The organism is Labrys sp. KB_33_2, assembly GCF_052114505.1.
Classification (GTDB): Bacteria; Pseudomonadota; Alphaproteobacteria; order Rhizobiales; family Labraceae; genus Labrys.
This window is the reverse complement of sequence record NZ_JBFREW010000016.1, coordinates 58,936-76,354: the sequence shown is the minus strand read 5'-3', so window position 1 is coordinate 76,354 and position 17,419 is coordinate 58,936. Positions and strand designations below refer to the sequence as shown.

At 62.7% G+C, this 17,419-nt stretch carries 8 protein-coding genes and 4 riboswitches; of the genes, 7 read left to right on the top strand and 1 reads right to left on the bottom strand.

From position 1 onward, the window contains the following. Positions 1-136: 136 nt before the first annotated feature. Positions 137-1,777, bottom strand: coding sequence for a fumarate hydratase (locus AB4037_RS25955; protein ID WP_434956913.1), 1,641 nt, complete (start codon positions 1,775-1,777; stop codon positions 137-139). A 410-nt stretch (positions 1,778-2,187) separates the two neighbouring features. Then, positions 2,188-2,385: riboswitch (cobalamin riboswitch) on the top strand. Between the two features lie 263 nt (positions 2,386-2,648). Here AB4037_RS25955 and metE point away from each other — a divergent pair. The 7 genes from metE to metH all read left to right on the top strand — a co-directional run bounded on the left by metE (position 2,649) and on the right by metH (position 17,129). After that, on the top strand, positions 2,649-4,997 hold the full coding sequence (metE, locus tag AB4037_RS25950; protein WP_441773441.1) for a 5-methyltetrahydropteroyltriglutamate--homocysteine S-methyltransferase: 2,349 nt from the start codon (positions 2,649-2,651) through the stop codon (positions 4,995-4,997). A gap of 101 nt (positions 4,998-5,098) precedes the next feature. Further along, a riboswitch (cobalamin riboswitch) is annotated at positions 5,099-5,419 on the top strand. A 109-nt stretch (positions 5,420-5,528) separates the two neighbouring features. After that, positions 5,529-8,441, top strand: coding sequence for a ribonucleoside-diphosphate reductase subunit alpha (locus AB4037_RS25945; RefSeq protein WP_441773440.1), 2,913 nt, complete (start codon positions 5,529-5,531; stop codon positions 8,439-8,441). Positions 8,442-8,569: 128 nt separating this feature from the next. Next, the gene (locus AB4037_RS25940; protein ID WP_441773505.1) at positions 8,570-9,685 is read left to right on the top strand and encodes a ribonucleotide-diphosphate reductase subunit beta; all 1,116 of its coding nucleotides are present in this window, start codon (positions 8,570-8,572) and stop codon (positions 9,683-9,685) included. Between the two features lie 252 nt (positions 9,686-9,937). Continuing rightward, positions 9,938-10,142: riboswitch (cobalamin riboswitch) on the top strand. A gap of 117 nt (positions 10,143-10,259) precedes the next feature. Continuing rightward, positions 10,260-11,504, top strand: coding sequence for an aromatic ring-hydroxylating oxygenase subunit alpha (locus tag AB4037_RS25935; RefSeq protein WP_441773439.1), 1,245 nt, complete (start codon positions 10,260-10,262; stop codon positions 11,502-11,504). Between the two features lie 161 nt (positions 11,505-11,665). Further along, positions 11,666-12,745, top strand: a complete 1,080-nt coding sequence (locus AB4037_RS25930) for a 2Fe-2S iron-sulfur cluster-binding protein (protein ID WP_441773438.1) — start codon at positions 11,666-11,668, stop codon at positions 12,743-12,745. 1 nt (position 12,746) lies between these two features. Next, the gene (locus tag AB4037_RS25925; RefSeq protein WP_441773437.1) at positions 12,747-13,052 is read left to right on the top strand and encodes a hypothetical protein; all 306 of its coding nucleotides are present in this window, start codon (positions 12,747-12,749) and stop codon (positions 13,050-13,052) included. A gap of 291 nt (positions 13,053-13,343) precedes the next feature. After that, the gene (gene metH, locus AB4037_RS25920; RefSeq protein ID WP_441773436.1) at positions 13,344-17,129 is read left to right on the top strand and encodes a methionine synthase; all 3,786 of its coding nucleotides are present in this window, start codon (positions 13,344-13,346) and stop codon (positions 17,127-17,129) included. A gap of 212 nt (positions 17,130-17,341) precedes the next feature. After that, a riboswitch (SAM riboswitch) is annotated at positions 17,342-17,419 on the top strand.

The window sequence follows — 17,419 nt, the reverse complement described above, 5'->3', positions numbered from 1 at the left end:
TAAGGTAAGTCATCGTTCTGACACAAAAGGGCTTTGTCCATGACAGTTGCGATTTTGCAACAACACGCAGAACGTGCATGAAAAAGGCCCCTCCCTTTTCAGGAAGAGGCCTCGCCGAAAAGCAGGGTGAGCGAACTCAACCCAGATTGAGTTCCTTGAAGAAATCATTGCCCTTGTCGTCGATGACGATAAAGGCCGGGAAGTCCTCGACCTCGATGCGCCAGACCGCTTCCATGCCGAGCTCGGGATATTCGAGCACCTCGACCTTCTTGATGCAGTCCTGGGCGAGGCGCGCGGCGGGGCCACCGATCGAACCGAGATAGAAGCCGCCATGCTTGGCGCAGGCCTCGCGGACCTGGGCGGAACGGTTGCCCTTGGCCAGCATCACCATCGAGCCGCCGGCCGCTTGGAACTGGTCGACATAGGCGTCCATCCGGCCCGCCGTGGTGGGGCCGAAGGAGCCCGAGGCATAGCCGGCGGGTGTCTTGGCCGGGCCGGCATAGTAGACAGGATGGTTCTTGAGATAATCGGGCATCCCCCCACCCGCTTCCAGGCGCTCGCGCAGCTTGGCATGGGCAAGGTCGCGGGCCACGATGATGGTGCCGGTCAGCGACACGCGCGTCTTTACCGGATGGCGCGACAGGGTTTCCAGGATGTCAGACATCGGCTGGTTGAGGTCGATCTTCACCACCGCCCCGCCAAGCTTGCTCTCATCGATCTCCGGCAGGAAGCGCGCCGGATTGTGCTCGAGCTCCTCGAGGAAGACACCCTCGCGGGTGATCTTGCCCATGGCCTGGCGATCGGCCGAGCAGGAAACGCCAAGGCCGATCGGCAGGCTGGCGCCATGGCGCGGCAGGCGGATGACACGGACGTCGTGGCAGAAATACTTGCCGCCGAACTGGGCGCCGACCCCGAGCGACTGGGTGAGCTTGTGCACTTCTTTCTCGAGCTCGAGGTCGCGGAAGGCATGGCCGAGTTCGGAGCCCTCGGTGGGCAGGCTGTCGAGATAGCGCGCCGAAGCGAGTTTCACGGCCTTCAACGTGATTTCGGCAGAGGTACCGCCGATCACCACCGCCAGATGATAAGGCGGGCAGGCTGCCGTACCGAGCGTGAGGATCTTCTCCTTCAGGAAAGCGATCAGGCGGTCCTTGGACAGGATGGAGGGTGTGGCCTGATAAAGGAAGGTCTTGTTGGCCGAGCCGCCGCCCTTGGCAACGAAGAGGAACTTGTAGGCCTCCTCCCCTTCCGCGGAAATGTCGATCTGGGCCGGCAGATTGGTCTTGGTGTTCTTCTCCTCGAACATTGACAGCGGTGCGAGCTGCGAATAGCGCAGATTCTTCTTCTCATAGGCATCGCGGATGCCCTGGGCGATGGCGCCCTCGTCCTCACCTTCCGTCCAGACTTTGCGGCCCTTCTTGGCCATCACGATGGCCGTGCCGGTGTCCTGGCACATCGGCAGCACGCCACCGGCGGCGATGTTGGCGTTCTTGAGGAGGTCATAGGCGACGAAGCGGTCATTGTCCGTCGCCTCGGGATCTTCCAGAATGTTGCGCAATTGCTGGAGATGGCCGGGGCGCAAGAGATGATTGATGTCCATGAAGGCCTGCTCGGCCAGAAGCCGCAACGCCTCGCCATCCACCTGCAGAATCTCGCTGCCTCCGAGCTTTTCGACCCGCACGCCCTCGCTGGTCAGCTTGCGGTAGGGCGTCTCGTCCGCTCCCAGGGGGAACAGGGGAACGTGGGGATAGCGGGAATTGGCAGCGGAATCGGCAGGCATGGAGAGGATCTCCGAACAGAGCGTTTTGCGATTTGACGGCTTCGGCAAGAATCGCAAAGACGCGTCAAAACAAGGAGCTAGAGCAAACAAGCGTTTCCGTCTAAACGCGCTTTGCTCCAGGGCTGGCAGAGGTGGCGCAGGGGTGCCACCGGTTTGGCCCTGATTTAGTCGTTTTTCTCACCGCTGCCTATGATCAATTGGAATCGTTCCATGCTGAAGCCCCCTCGGCCTTTCGTGCACGGCCAGACGAGGCACTCAGGCAGGCGCCGCCATCGACACCGGGCTTGTGGTTGCGATTGAAGCCGAGCAAAGGCCGCCGCGAGGTCGCGATCCAAGGGCAACCTATGATCGCATGGCATGCCTATATAAACATGTCTTTATGTCGACCTTGACTTTCACGACGTCTTGTCGTTTGCTTGCCCAGTCGAGGTTCTTCCATTCTCGCAATGGAAGCTAAGAGGGAAGCCGGTGCGATGCCGGCGCTGCCCCCGCAACTGTAGACGGCGAGAACTTGCCTCATCATGCCACTGCCTGCCCTGCGCAGGTGGGAAGGCAGGCAAGCTCGGTGAGCCGTGAGCCAGGAGACCTGCCCCGACGAATGTAAACGTCCTCGGGCGGGGTGTCCCGGTGGTTGCTTGACCAAGTCAATGTCCTTGGCCGCGTCAGGCGCTCCCGTACGGCCTTTGCCCCCAGTTCTTCATGGGGTCTGCCGATGTTCAAGCTTCAAACTGCCATCATGCGTGAAGGTGCAGTCGATCCGACTGCTCGACGACGAATGCGTTGCGGCGTGCCCTAACGGTACGCCGCTCCCTCCTCGATCCGATCCATTCACCACGAACCGGGACCTATCGGTCACCGGCCGGAGACGCGCATGTCCATTCCCATTTCGACGCTCGGCACGCCACGCATCGGCCCACGTCGCGAACTCAAGACGGCCCTCGAAGCCCACTGGGCCGGAAGGCAGAACGAGACCGCCTTGCTCGCAACGGCAGCCCAGTTGCGCGCGAGCAACTGGGCTCGACAGAGCCTGCTCGGCGTTACCCATATCCCGTCCAATGACTTTTCGCTCTACGATCAGGTTCTCGATATGAGCGCCGTGGTCGGTGCCATCCCCTCTCAATATGGCTGGGAGGGTGGCTCCGTCCCGCTTTCGACCTATTTCGCCATGGCGCGCGGCAGGCGGGGCCATGACGATCGTGGCCATGAGGGCTGCTGCCATGGCGGCGGCGGTGTCCCCGCTCTCGAGATGACCAAATGGTTCGACACCAACTATCACTACATGGTTCCCGAATTTCGCCGCGGCCAGGCCTTCGAACTCGCTTCGGCCAAGCCCATTGACGAATTCAGGGAGGCCGTAGCGCTCGGCTTCCACACGCACCCCGTGCTCATCGGCCCGGTGACCTATCTGCTGCTCGGCAAGAGCAAGGACGAGGGCCTGGATCCGCTCACCCTGCTGCCAGGCCTCTTGCCCGTCTATGCCGAGATCCTGCACAGGTTGGCCGCGGCCGGCGCGGACTGGGTGCAGTTCGACGAACCCTGTCTCGTGCTCGATCTCGACGAGAACGCGCGGGCCGCCCTGCGCCATGCCTATGGCGTCCTTTCCAGCACGGTCTCCGATCTGAAGATCATGATCGCGACCTATTTCGGCGGCCTCGGCTACAATCTCGACCTGGCACTCGACCTGCCCAGCGCCGGCCTGCATCTCGACCTGGTGCGGGCGCCAAGCCAGCTCGGGCAGGCGGTCGCACGAGCCAGCGCCGACAAGGTGCTATCGCTGGGCGTGATCGACGGGCGCAATGTCTGGCGGAGCGACCTGACTGCCCTTCTTGATCGGATCGAGCCGGCGGTTGCAGCCCTCGGCCCCCACCGCGTCGTCCTCGCTCCGAGCTGTTCCCTGTTCCACGTTCCCTACGATGTCGAGGCCGAGAGCGCGTTCGATCCTGAACTCCGGAGCTGGCTGGCCTTTGCGATACAGAAAATCGGGGAACTGAAGACCCTGTCGGCAGCCCTGGTCGACGGGCGGCGGGCCGTCGCTGATGAACTCGCCCAATCGGACGCAGCAGCTGCGGCCCGCCGTGTATCCGCTCGTATACATGATGCCGGCGTCGCCGCCCGCATGGACGGGCTCACGCCGGCCATGAGCGAGCGCCGGCATCCCTACACGCTGCGCCGCCGGGCCCAGGAATGGCTCGGCCTGCCGCAATTTCCCACCACGACCATCGGTTCCTTCCCCCAGACCGACGCCGTGCGCAAAGCACGCGCTGACCACGCAAAGGGCTGGATCGACGACGCCGACTATCAGCGTTTTCTGCGACAGGAAACCACCCAGGCGATCACTTGGCAGGAAGAGATCGGCCTCGACGTTCTCGTGCATGGCGAATTCGAGCGCAACGACATGGTGCAGTATTTCGGCGAGCAACTGGCCGGCTATGCCTTTACCCAGCATGGCTGGGTCCAGAGCTACGGCTCGCGCTGCGTGCGCCCGCCGATCATCTATGGCGATGTCTCGCGTCCCCGGGCCATGACGGTGGAATGGGCACGCTTCGCACAATCCCTGACCAAGCGTCCTGTCAAGGGCATGCTGACCGGACCGGTCACCATGCTGCAATGGTCCTTCGTGCGGGACGACCTCGAGCGCGAGCAGGTCTGCCGGCAGATCGCCCTCGCCTTGCGCGACGAGGTCGGCGATCTGGAACGGGCCGGCATCCGCATCATCCAGATCGACGAGCCGGCCATTCGCGAAGGCCTGCCGCTCAGACACGCCGAAAAGGAGGCCTATCTGACCTGGGCGGTCGCCTGTTTCCGCCTCGCCGCCTCAGGCGTCGACGATGCCACGCAGATCCACACCCATATGTGCTACTCGGAGTTCAACGACATCATCCATGCCGTTGGAGGCCTGGATGCAGACGTGATCTCGATCGAGACTGCTCGGTCCAAAATGGAACTTCTCGATGCGTTCCGGGCCTATCGCTACCCCAACGAGATCGGGCCGGGCGTCTATGACATCCACTCTCCCCGCTGCCCCACCGTGGCGGAGATGCGCGACCTCCTTGCCAAGGCACGCGAGCGGATCGCCGGCGATCAGCTCTGGGTCAACCCCGATTGCGGCCTGAAAACCCGCAGCTGGGACGAGGTCCGCCCGGCCCTCGTCAACATGGTTGCCGCCGCCCGCAAACTTCGTGAAGAGACCGCTCCAGCGAGAGTGGCGGCGTCCGCGTGAAAAACCTGCCGGGGGACAAATTTCGTCCTCCGGCACGCCTTGTCCCCGTTGAAAAAAAGGGCATCATACACCATGTATTGACATAGAGACACCCAGGCATACTAGATGCTGTATCCACAGGTCCTCGGATTCGCTGTCCGAGGCTAAGAGGGAATCCGGTGAGCCCGAGAGCAAAGCGCGTTTGGTGAAAACGCACTTTTCCTCGAACTTTTTGTTCGACGCGTCTTTGCGATTTGAAGCGACGCTTTCAAAACACAAGACGCTCTAGGGCAAAGCCGGGGCTGCCCCCGCAACTGTAAGCGGAGAGCGGGCTGTCGCTGTGCCACTGGCCGGAAGGCGGGTTCAACCCGCCCTTCGCCGGGAAGGCAGACAGTTCGCAACGACCCGCGAGCCAGGAGACCTGCCTGTGGCTGGTTATCGTTTCCTCGGGCGGGGTGCCCCGACGGATCGCTTTGCTCGTGGCGCATATGCCTGCGCCGACGCGGAACGCGTTCCTTCGGCCCAAGCCTCCAACATTTTGGGGTTTGCCGAATGTCTTTCGATCTCGAAACTGCCACGACCACAAAGACGCCTTTTCCGGCTGCCGGCGCCGACAGGGCGAAGCCGGCCTCGGAACCGGGCTATCAGGTCATTCGCCGCAACGGCGCCGTCACGCCTTTCGATGCCTCCAAGATTTCGGTGGCCCTGACCAAGGCCTTTCTCGCCGTCGAGGGCAATTCGGCCGCTGCTTCGCGCCGGGTGCATGACATTGTCGCCGAACTCACGGCCCAGATCGTTGCCGGCCTGACCCGCCGTGCCGATGCGGGCCGAACCTTCCATATCGAGGACATCCAGGACCAGGTGGAACTCGCCTTGATGCGCGGCGAACACCACAAGGTGGCGCGTGCCTATGTGCTCTATCGCGAACAGCACGCCCAAGAGCGCGCCCTGGAACGAGCAACCGAGACAGAGGCACGGACCGCCATCGCCCCTGCCCTGCGGATGAAGACGGCGGAGGGCTCCTTGCTACCGCTCGACCACGCGCGCCTCACCGCCCTGGTGCGCGAAGCCTGCGCAGGTCTTGCCGACACCGATGCAGAGACCGTGCTGAACGAGACGCAACGCAATCTCTATGACGGCATCAGCCAGGACGAACTGGCGATCGCGCCGATCCTTGCCGCCCGCACCCTGATCGAGACCGAACCTGATTACGCCAAGGTCAGCGCCCGGCTGCTCAACGACAAGCTGCGCCGCGAGGCGCTCAGCTTCGTCGGAGGCCGTCCCGACCAGGCGACGCAGGCCGAGATGGCGACCCGCTACGCCGAGTATTTCCATGACTATATCCGCGTCGGCATCGCCAACGAACTGCTCGACCCGGAGCTCGGCCGCTTCGACCTCGCCCGCCTTGCCGCTGCCCTCAAGCCCGAACGCGATCTCAAGTTCGACTATCTCGGCCTGCAGACACTTTATGACCGCTATTTCCTGCATGTGCGCGGCACGCGTTTTGAGCTGTCGCAGGCCTTTTTCATGCGCGTGGCCATGGGCCTGGCCTTGCGCGAGATCGACCGGGAGGCGCGGGCGATCGAATTCTACAATCTTCTCTCCTCCTTCGACTTCATGGCCTCGACGCCGACTTTGTTCAATTCGGGAACGCTGCGCGCCCAGCTCTCCTCCTGCTTCCTGACCACCGTGTCCGACGACCTCGAAGGTATCTTCAAGGCGGTGAAGGACAATGCGCTGCTCGCCAAATATTCCGGTGGCCTCGGCAATGACTGGAGCAATGTGCGTGGGCTCGGCGCCCATATCAAAGGCACCAACGGCGAAAGCCAGGGCGTGGTGCCCTTCCTCAAGGTCGCCAACGATACCGCAATCGCCGTCAATCAGGGCGGCAAGCGCAAGGGCGCGGTCTGCGCCTATCTGGAGACCTGGCATGTCGACATCGAGGAATTCCTCGATCTTCGCAAGAACACCGGTGACGACCGCCGCCGCACCCATGACATGAACACCGCCAACTGGGTGCCGGATCTGTTCATGGAACGTGTGGAACAGGATGGCCCCTGGACCCTGTTCTCACCGGACGAAACGCCGGACCTGCACGACCTCTACGGTCCCGCCTTCAAGGTCGCCTATGAGGCGCATGAGGCACGCGCCGCGCGCGGCGAGCTCCGCGTCTTCAGGCAGATCCGGGCCATCGATCTCTGGCGCAAGATGCTGACCATGCTGTTCGAGACCGGGCATCCCTGGATCACCTTCAAGGACCCCTGCAACATCCGCTCGCCCCAGCGTCACGTCGGCGTGGTACATTCCTCGAACCTGTGCACCGAAATTACGCTGAACACCTCCCATGACGAGGTTGCCGTGTGCAATCTCGGCTCGGTCAACCTCGCTGCCCATGTCGACGCCGACGGCCTGATGTTCGACAAGCTCAAGGCGACGGTGACGACGGCGATGCGCATGCTCGACAACGTCATCGACATCAATTTCTACACCATTCCCGAGGCACGGCGTTCCAACATCAAGCACCGGCCCGTCGGTCTCGGCATCATGGGCTTCCAGGATGCCCTGCAGGCCCTGCGCCTGCCCTATGCCTCCGAAGCCGCCGTGTGCTTTGCCGACGAGAGCATGGAAGCCGTGTCCTTCCATGCCATCTCGGCCTCAACAGACCTGGCGGCCGAGCGCGGTCGCTACCCCAGTTTCGATGGCTCGCTGTGGTCGCAGGGCGTCCTGCCGATCGACTCGGTCGGCCTGCTGGCCGAGACGCGCGACAACGCGGCCTTCGACACCGGCACGACCCTGCCCTGGGACGCCCTGCGCGAGCGGGTGAAGACCGTCGGCATGCGCAATTCCAACACCATGGCGATCGCGCCGACGGCGACGATCTCCAACATCTGCGGCGTGTCCCAGTCAATCGAGCCGGCCTATCAGAACCTCTTCGTGAAATCGAACATGTCGGGCGATTTCACGGTGGTGACCTCGGCCCTGGTCCACGATCTCAAGGCACGGGGCTTGTGGGACGAGGTCATGATCTCCGATCTCAAATATTTCGACGGCTCTCTCGGCCAGATCGATCGCATCCCCGAAGAGCTGAAAGCGCTTTACGCCACCGCTTTCGAGATCGACACCGCCTGGCTGATCGAAGCCGCGGCGCGCCGGCAGAAGTGGATCGACCAGGCCCAGTCGCTCAACCTCTATATCGCCAATCCCTCCGGCAAGAAGCTCGATACGCTCTACCGCCTGGCCTGGAAGCGTGGCCTGAAGACGACCTATTACCTGCGCTCGCAGTCGGCCACCCATGTCGAGAAATCGACGCTGAAGGGCACCGACGGCAAGCTCAACGCCGTCTCTGCCACGGTGCCGCACGCGGCCGCGCCGATCCTGATCGAGACTCAGCCGGAAACACTGCAGTCGGAAGCGTGGGGCAAGGCCTGCTCCATCCACGACCCCGACTGCGAAGCGTGCCAGTGAGCCGAGAACGAGGTGCGATTTTTCCCTTTCGCGCCTTGCTCTCCAACTCTTTGTTTTGACGCGTTTTCTTAAGCGAAAAGTCTATCAACTTTTCTGGAAAACGCTCTGAGGATAAGAAAACGATGACGATGCTCGACTGGTCCGAACCCACCTCGCCCGCAGCCCAGCTTCCCCTGCCACAGAGCACGGCGGATGCGACCGGCCTCGGCGCGATCGACCGCGAGGGCGGCCGTGTCACGGTCGACGAGAAACGGATGATCAATGCCCGCGCCGACGTAAACCAGCTCCTGCCGCTCAAATACAAATGGGCCTGGGAGAAATATCTCGCCGGCTGCAACAACCATTGGATGCCGACCGAGGTATCGATGCAGGCGGACATCGCGCTGTGGAAGTCCAAGGACGGCCTGACGCAGGACGAGCGGCGCATGCTCAAGCGCAATCTCGGCTTCTTCGCCGCCTCCGAGAGCCTGGTCGCCAACAATATCGTCCTGGCGATCTACCGCCACCTCACCAACCCCGAATGCCGGCAATATCTGTTGCGCCAAGCTTTCGAGGAGGCCGTACACACTCACACCTTCCAATATATCGTCGAGAGCCTCGGGCTCGACGAGGGCGAACTCTTCAATATGTATCGCGAGATACCCTCGATCACCGACAAGGCGGCCTGGGCGCTCAAGCATACCCAGCATCTCGACGATCCCGATTTCAAGACCGGCACGCCGGACGCCGACCAGGCCTTCCTGCGCGATCTCGTCGCCTTCTACGTCATCTTCGAGGGCATGTGGTTCTATACCGGCTTTGCCCAGATCCTCTCGCTCGGCCGGCGCAACAAGATGGTGGGGATCGCCGAGCAGTATCAGTACATCCTGCGCGACGAGAGCATCCATCTGAACTTCGGCATCGACGTGATCAACCAGATCAAGATCGAGAACCCGCATCTGTGGACGCTGACCTTCCAAGCCGATCTCCAGCAGATGATCCGCGAAGCCGCTGAACTGGAGGCCGCCTATGGCCGGGACACCATGCCGCGCGGCTTCCTCGGCCTCAACGCGGTGTCCTGCGAACAATACATGCATTTCATCGCCAACAGGCGCTGCGCCCAGCTCGGGCTCATGCCGGTATTCCCGGACGTGGAGAACCCCTTCCCCTGGATGAGTGAGGCGATGGACCTGAAGAAGGAGAAGAACTTCTTCGAGACGCGTGTCATCGAATATCAGAACGGTGGCGCGCTGAGCTGGGATTGAAGGCACGCTTTCGAGGTCTTCGGAACAAATCGGAGGAAAGCTGGGATGGGGAATCATGGCCCCTCATCCAGATTTCAGATCCCAACATCTCGAAAGGAGTGGGACAGGTTGCTCCATCATCCCCCGCCATGCGGGGAATGATGGACATTCAATGTCTCCTTCCCGACCTTCCTTCCTCAAGCTCTCGATGACAATGTCCTGAACACACCATCATCCGTCGCATCGCCTCTAGTCGGTGCGCCGACTCGATGTATTCTAATCCTCATTCGAGGTGCCGGTTCGCCCCCAAGGCGGGCCGGAGAATTGGGAAGCCGGTCCAAATCCGGCGCTGCCCCCGCAACGGTAGAGGAGAAGATCGCGGCAAGTGCCACTGGGTCGGGAAGACCTGGGAAGGCGTCGCGATCGGGCCGGAAGGCCGCTCCTGAGCCCGGAAACCAGCCGCGAAGAAAACCGACGGACGCGGTGGGCGTTCCGGGAGGAGGTTTGGCTGCGCCTTTTCACCGGCGCAGATCGCCGAGCCGCTTTCCCATCCCGCTGCCAAGTCAACGCATTGGTTGTCACGCGGGATTTTGACATGACAGCGCATCAGGACATGTTGGGCCGCCTCCGGACCCATCAACCGGGCACCACGCTCGAGGGCAAATTCTACACAGACCCGGAGTACTTCCGGCTGGATATGGAGAATATCTGGTACCGTGAATGGCTGTTCGCGGGCCATGATTGCGAGCTCGGCAAGCCGGGCAGCTATTTCACTCTCCAGGTCGGCGACTATCCGGTGATCGTGCTGCGCTCCGGTGACGGCGCCATCCGCGCCTTTCACAATTCCTGCCGGCACCGGGGATCACGGCTCTGCGCGGCCGAGCGCGGCAGCGTCGCCAAGCTGGTCTGCCCCTATCATCAGTGGACCTACGAGCTCGACGGGCGCCTGCTGTTCGCCCGCGACATGGGCCCCGGCTTCGACGCCGCGCAATATGGGCTGAAGCCCGTGCATTGCGAGAGCGTGGCCGGCTATATCTGGATCTGCCTTGCCAAGGAGGCACCCGATTTCGAGACCTTCCGCGCCGGCGCCATGCCCTATCTGGCACCGCATGGCCTGAAAAACACCAAGGTGGCCTTCGAGAGCACCATCGTCGAAAAGGGCAATTGGAAGCTGGTGTGGGAGAACAACCGCGAGTGCTACCACTGCGCGGGTAATCATCCCGAGCTTTGCCGTACCTTCCCAGAAGCCCCGACGGTGACGGGTATCCAGGGTGCCGACAAGGATCCGCTCATCGGCCAGCATTGGCGGCGTTGCGAGGAAGCCGGCCTGCCCAGCACCTTCAGCATTTCCGGTGACGGCCAGTTCCGCATGGCCCGCATGCCGCTGCTGCGCAATGCCGCCAGCTATACGATGTCGGGCAAACCGGCGGTGCAACGCCCCCTCAGCCCGACGATCGAAGAAGGCAATATCGGCGCCCTCCTGCTCTTCCACTATCCCACCACCTGGAACCACGTGTTGGGCGACCATGCCGTGAGCTTCCGCGTGCTTCCGATCGGGCCGAAGGAAACCCAGGTCACCACCAAATGGCTGGTGCACAAGGATGCGGTCGAAGGGGTCGACTATAATCTCGATGAACTCACCCATGTCTGGCAGATGACCAACGACCAGGACCGCCAGATCGTCGAGGAAAACCAGCTCGGCGTCTCTTCGCCCGTCTACACGCCCGGACCCTACGCCCCCGAACACGAGGGCGGCGTTATGCAGTTCGTCGAGTGGTATCGCAACGCCATGGAAGCGGCGCTGGGTAACGACGGCGTCCGCCTGCGCAGCGTGGCCTAGCGCCTTTTCACCCTCCCCTGGAGGGGGAGGGTCGGACGAAGTACGGGGTGGGGTGAGAAACACAGCAGCCGGTGAAAATCACCCCACCCCGACGCTTCGCGTCGACCCTCCCCCTCCAGGGGAGGGTGTTAGCGAAACCGACATATACAAGGGCAGACATCATGCCGATCGCCACACAAAAATTCAGGCATATCGACGAAACGCCGCCGTGGAACGATCAGAGCCAGGCGCTCGAATGCGTTTCGATCATCCATGAGGGCCGCGACGTCGCGACCTTCACCTTCCGCGCCGCCGAACAGGGTTGGTTCCGCTACGAACCCGGCCAGTTCATCACGCTGGAGATCCCGGCCGAGGCCGGGCCGGTGCTGCGCACTTATACGCTGTCGTCGAGCCCTTCCCGCCCGCTTTCTATCAGCGTCACCGCCAAGGCGCAGGCCTCCAGCATCGGCACGCGCTGGATGCTGGACAACCTCAAACCCGGCACGCGGTTGAAGGCCTACGGCCCGCTCGGCCAGTTCAGCTTCTCTCGTCATCCGGCGGAAAAATACCTCTTCATCTCGGCCGGATCCGGCATCACGCCGATGATGTCGATGACCCGCTTTGCCGAAGATCACGGCGCCGCCACCGATATCGCTTTCGTCAACTGCGCACGCCGGCCGGGCGAGATCATCTTCCGCCAGGAGTTGGAGCGCATGGCCGGACGCATGCAGCGCCTGCGCCTCGCCTGGATCGTGGAAGAGACCGAGGCCCATGAAACCTGGACCGGCTTCCAGGGTCGGCTCAACGCTCCGGCCCTGCGCTTGATCGCACCGGATTTTCGCGAGCGCGAAGTGTTCTGCTGCGGCCCCGCGCCTTTCATGGCAGCGGTCAAGGACATGCTCGAAGCCAATGGCTACGACATGCGCCGCTATCATGAAGAGAGCTTCCAGCCGGCCGAAACTCCAATGGAGGACATCGGTGCGGACGAAGCCCTTGCCGGCGAAGCCAGCGTGGCCTTCACCAGATCCGGCATCGAGGTGCCGGCCTCCAGCCGCGAGACCATTCTCCAGCTCGCCCGCGGCGCCGGCCTCAACATTCCGACCGGTTGCACAATGGGCCTGTGCGGCACCTGCAAGGTACAATGCCTGTCGGGGGAGACCGCCATGACCCACCAGGGCGGCATCCGCGAGGAGGAAATCGCCGCCGGCCTGGTGCTGGCCTGCTGCACCCGGCCGCTCGGCCGTGTCGAGATCGAGGCTTGAGATGACGATTGCCGCGCAGAACACCGTCGACGTCGACGCCGCCATCGTGCACTCCATCCTGGAGGCTTCTCGGGACGAAGGTCCGACACTGCCAGAAGAGCGAGCCCGCACCTTGATGCTGGCCTGGATCCTCAGCCGCGAAGACGGTGCGGACCTGGCCAGGGAAGCCGTCGATCTGAAAGTCCTGCTGCTCAAGGCCTCGATCCCGGACAATCCGCTGCTGCCGCATCTGAGCAGCCTGCTCGACGAGGTGCGCGATCATGTCGGTCGGCGACCAGGCCGGCGGCGTTTGCGGGCAGATGCCTAAGCCAGCCAGATATAGCAGAAGTTGGAGGGCGGACGACACATCCATAGGCGCGGGATCAAGGCGAAAAGCGCAATAATACCCTCCCCCTCCAGGGGAGGGTAAAGAATTGAGGCCTCGTTGCCTTGACCCAGCGCCTATGGATGTTCCGTCCGCCTCTTCCCTTCTCCACCATCCCCCAGCAATCCCAGACAGAAAACCGGCGCTTCCGGGATAGTTCACCTTGACCTCTCTTTTCTCAGCGCTATCATATAAGGATATCTTGATATCGTAATTCCGTTATAGGAGCTTGTGATGAGCGCTCCGGTCGAAGCCCTGTTCGCCGCGCCTGCCCCAACCGATCGGGGCGCGGAGATCCTCGCCGCCCTTACCGCCGCCGCGCGCGAGCGCATCCTGATCCTGGACGGCGCGATGGGCACGCAGATCCAGGGGCTCGGCTTCGAGGAGGACCATTTCCGGGGTGAGCGCTTCGTCGGCTGCGACTGCCATCTCAAGGGCAACAACGACCTTCTCACCCTCACCCAGCCTGCCGCGATCGAGGCGATTCATTACGCCTATGCCATGGCCGGCGCCGACATATTGGAGACGAACACCTTCTCCTCCACCTCCATCGCCCAGGCCGATTACGGCATGCAGGAGGCGGTCTACGATCTCAATCGCGATGGTGCGCGCCTCGCCCGCCGAGCCGCAATCAAGGCAGAGCAGCAGGACGGGCGCCGGCGCTTCGTCGCCGGCGCGCTTGGCCCAACCAATCGCACCGCCTCCATCTCGCCGGACGTCAACAATCCCGGCTATCGCGCCGTCAGCTTCGATGATCTGCGGATTGCCTATGCCGAGCAGATCCGCGGCCTCATCGACGGCGGCGCCGACATCATCCTGATCGAGACCATTTTCGACACGCTCAACGCCAAGGCCGCCATCTTCGCCTGCGAGGAAGTGTTTGGCGAAAAGGAAGTGCGCCTGCCCGTGATGATCTCGGGCACCATCACGGATCTCTCAGGCCGCACCCTCAGCGGGCAGACGCCGACGGCGTTCTGGCACTCGGTGCGGCATGCCCGTCCCTTCACCATCGGCCTCAATTGCGCGCTCGGTGCCAATGCGATGCGGGCGCATCTCGACGAGATCTCCACGGTCGCGGATACCTTCGTCTGCGCCTATCCCAATGCCGGCCTGCCCAACGAGTTCGGCCAGTATGACGAGAGCCCAGAGGCGATGGCGGCGCAGATCGAGGGCTTTGCCCGCGACGGCCTGGTCAATATCGTCGGCGGCTGCTGCGGCTCGACGCCGGAGCATATCCGCGCCATCGCCGAAGCGGTCGGCCGGCACGCGCCGCGCCCGATTCCCGAGATCGAACCCAAGATGAAGCTGTCGGGGCTCGAGCCCTTCACGCTCGACGCGACCATCCCCTTCGTGAATGTGGGCGAGCGCACCAACGTCACCGGCTCTGCCAAGTTTCGTAAGCTCATCACCGCCGGCGACTATGCGACCGCACTCGACATCGCCCGCGACCAGGTCGCCAATGGCGCCCAGATCATCGACATCAACATGGACGAGGGCCTGATCGATTCCGAAAAGGCCATGGTCGAGTTCCTCAACCTGATCGCCGCCGAGCCGGACATCGCCCGCGTGCCGGTTATGATCGATTCCTCGAAATTCTCAATCATCGAGGCCGGCCTGAAATGCGTGCAGGGCAAACCGCTGGTCAATTCGATCTCCATGAAGGAAGGCGAGGAAGCCTTTCTTCACCATGCCCGCCTGGTGCGGGCCTACGGCGCGGCCGTGGTGGTGATGGCCTTCGACGAACAGGGACAGGCCGATACGCTGGAACGCAAGGTCGCCATTTGCAGCCGAGCCTATAAGCTCTTGACGGAGCAGGCGGGCTTCCCGCCCGAGGATATCGTCTTCGATCCCAACATCTTCGCCGTCGCCACCGGCATCGAGGAACATAACGGCTATGGCGTCGCCTTCATCGAGGCGACGCGGCAGATCAGGACCACCCTGCCCCACGCCCATATTTCGGGCGGGGTATCCAATCTCTCCTTCTCGTTCCGCGGCAATGAGCCGGTGCGAGAGGCCATGCACGCCGTGTTCCTCTACCATGCCATCCAGGCCGGCATGGACATGGGCATCGTCAATGCCGGGCAACTCGCCGTCTATGAATCCATCGATCCGGACTTGCGCGAAGCCTGCGAGGATGTCGTGCTCAACCGGCCCTCGCGCGGGGAGCTGAACCCGACCGAACGCCTGCTCGAACTGGCCGAGCGTTTCCGTGGCGCCGCCGGCAAGGAAGCCAAGGAAAAGGATCTCGCCTGGCGTGAGTGGCCGGTCGAGCAGCGCATATCCCATGCGCTCGTCAATGGCATTACCGAGTTCATCGATGCCGATACCGAGGAGGCGCGTCTTGCGGCCGCACGTCCCCTGCACGTCATTGAAGGGCCACTGATGGCCGGCATGAACGTGGTTGGCGATCTCTTCGGTGCCGGCAAGATGTTCCTGCCGCAAGTGGTGAAGTCGGCTCGTGTGATGAAGCAGGCCGTCGCCAGCCTCCTGCCCTATATGGAGGCCGAGAAGCTTGCCAATGGCGGCACTGGCGAACGCCAGAGCGCCGGCAAGATTTTGATGGCGACCGTGAAGGGCGACGTACACGACATCGGCAAGAACATCGTCGGCGTCGTGCTCGCCTGCAACAATTACGAGATCATCGATCTCGGCGTGATGGTGCCGTCGGCAAAAATCCTCGAGGTGGCGCGTCAGGAGAAGGTCGACATCATCGGGCTGTCCGGCCTGATCACACCCTCGCTCGACGAAATGGTGCATGTCGCCGCCGAGATGGAACGCGAGGGCTTCGACATCCCCTTGCTGATCGGCGGCGCCACTACCAGCCGCGTCCATACTGCCGTGAAGGTGCATCCGCGCTATGACCGTGGCCAGGCCGTCTATGTGACGGATGCGAGCCGCGCCGTCGGCGTCGTCTCCAGCCTGCTGTCCCCCGCGAACAAGGCGGGCTATGTCGAAACCGTCCAGGCCGAATACGCCAAGGTCGCGGCGGCGCATGCCCGCAGCGAGGCCGACAAGCTGCGCCTGCCGCTCGCCAAGGCCAGGGCCAACGCCCACAAGGTGGATTGGACAGGCTTCACGGCACCGAAACCATCCTTCCTGGGAACACGGGTCTTCGAGAACTACGATCTCGCCGAGCTTTCGCGCTACATCGACTGGACGCCGTTCTTCCAGACCTGGGAACTGAAGGGGCGTTATCCCGCCATCCTGTCCGACGAGAAGCAGGGAGCGGCTGCACGCCAGCTTTTCGACGATGCCCAGGCCATGTTGGCACGCATCATCGCGGAGAAATGGTTCCGGCCAAAAGCCATAATCGGCTTCTGGCCGGCGAACGCCGTCAGCGACGATATACATTTGTATACGGATGAGAACCGCAGCCGGAAGCTCGCAAGCCTGCACACCCTGCGCCAGCAGCTCACCAAGCGCGACGGGCGGCCCAATGTAGCCCTCTCCGACTTCGTTGCCCCTGAAACGAGTGGCCAGGGCGACTATCTCGGCGGCTTCGTGGTCACGGCCGGCATGGAAGAGGACGAGATCGCCAAGCGCTTCGAACGCGCCAATGACGACTATGGCTCGATCATGGTCAAGGCTCTGGCCGACCGTTTCGCCGAGGCTTTCGCCGAACGCATGCATGAGCGCGTCCGCAAGGAGTTCTGGGGCTATGCGATCGACGAGAACCTGGCCCCCGACCAACTCATCGGCGAACCCTATCGCGGTATCCGCCCTGCCCCCGGCTATCCCGCCCAGCCCGACCATACCGAGAAGGGCACACTGTTCCACCTGCTCGACGCCGAAGAACGCATCGGCGTACGCCTGACCGAGAGCTATGCGATGTGGCCGGGCGCCTCGGTGTCCGGGCTCTATTTCGCCCATCCCGATGCCTATTACTTCGGGGTGTCGAAGATCGAGCAGGACCAGGTCGAGGATTACGCCGCCCGCAAGGGCATGACGGTGAACGAAGTCGAACGCTGGCTTTCGCCAGTGCTGAACTATGTGCCGCGAACGGCGGAGGCGGCGGAGTAGATTCCCGGGATCGCCGGCTTCCGGTCCGCGGATATGCACGGGGAACATGGAGGGTCGATCTCCAGATCGACCATCTTCCCTCTCCCTCACGTGCGACGCTTCCAAGATGGTCGATCTGGAGATCGACCCTCCAATCCCGCAAGGTGAGAGCCCCTCTGCCCACCGCTCACGCTCCCAGGATTGCCATTGATTTCCATTCACCACAGGATTAACTCTCTCCTCGTGGTGATTTGGCCGGCCGGCTTGCAGCCACGTTAAACAACTCGCTAAAGGGCCGCTGGATGCATTCC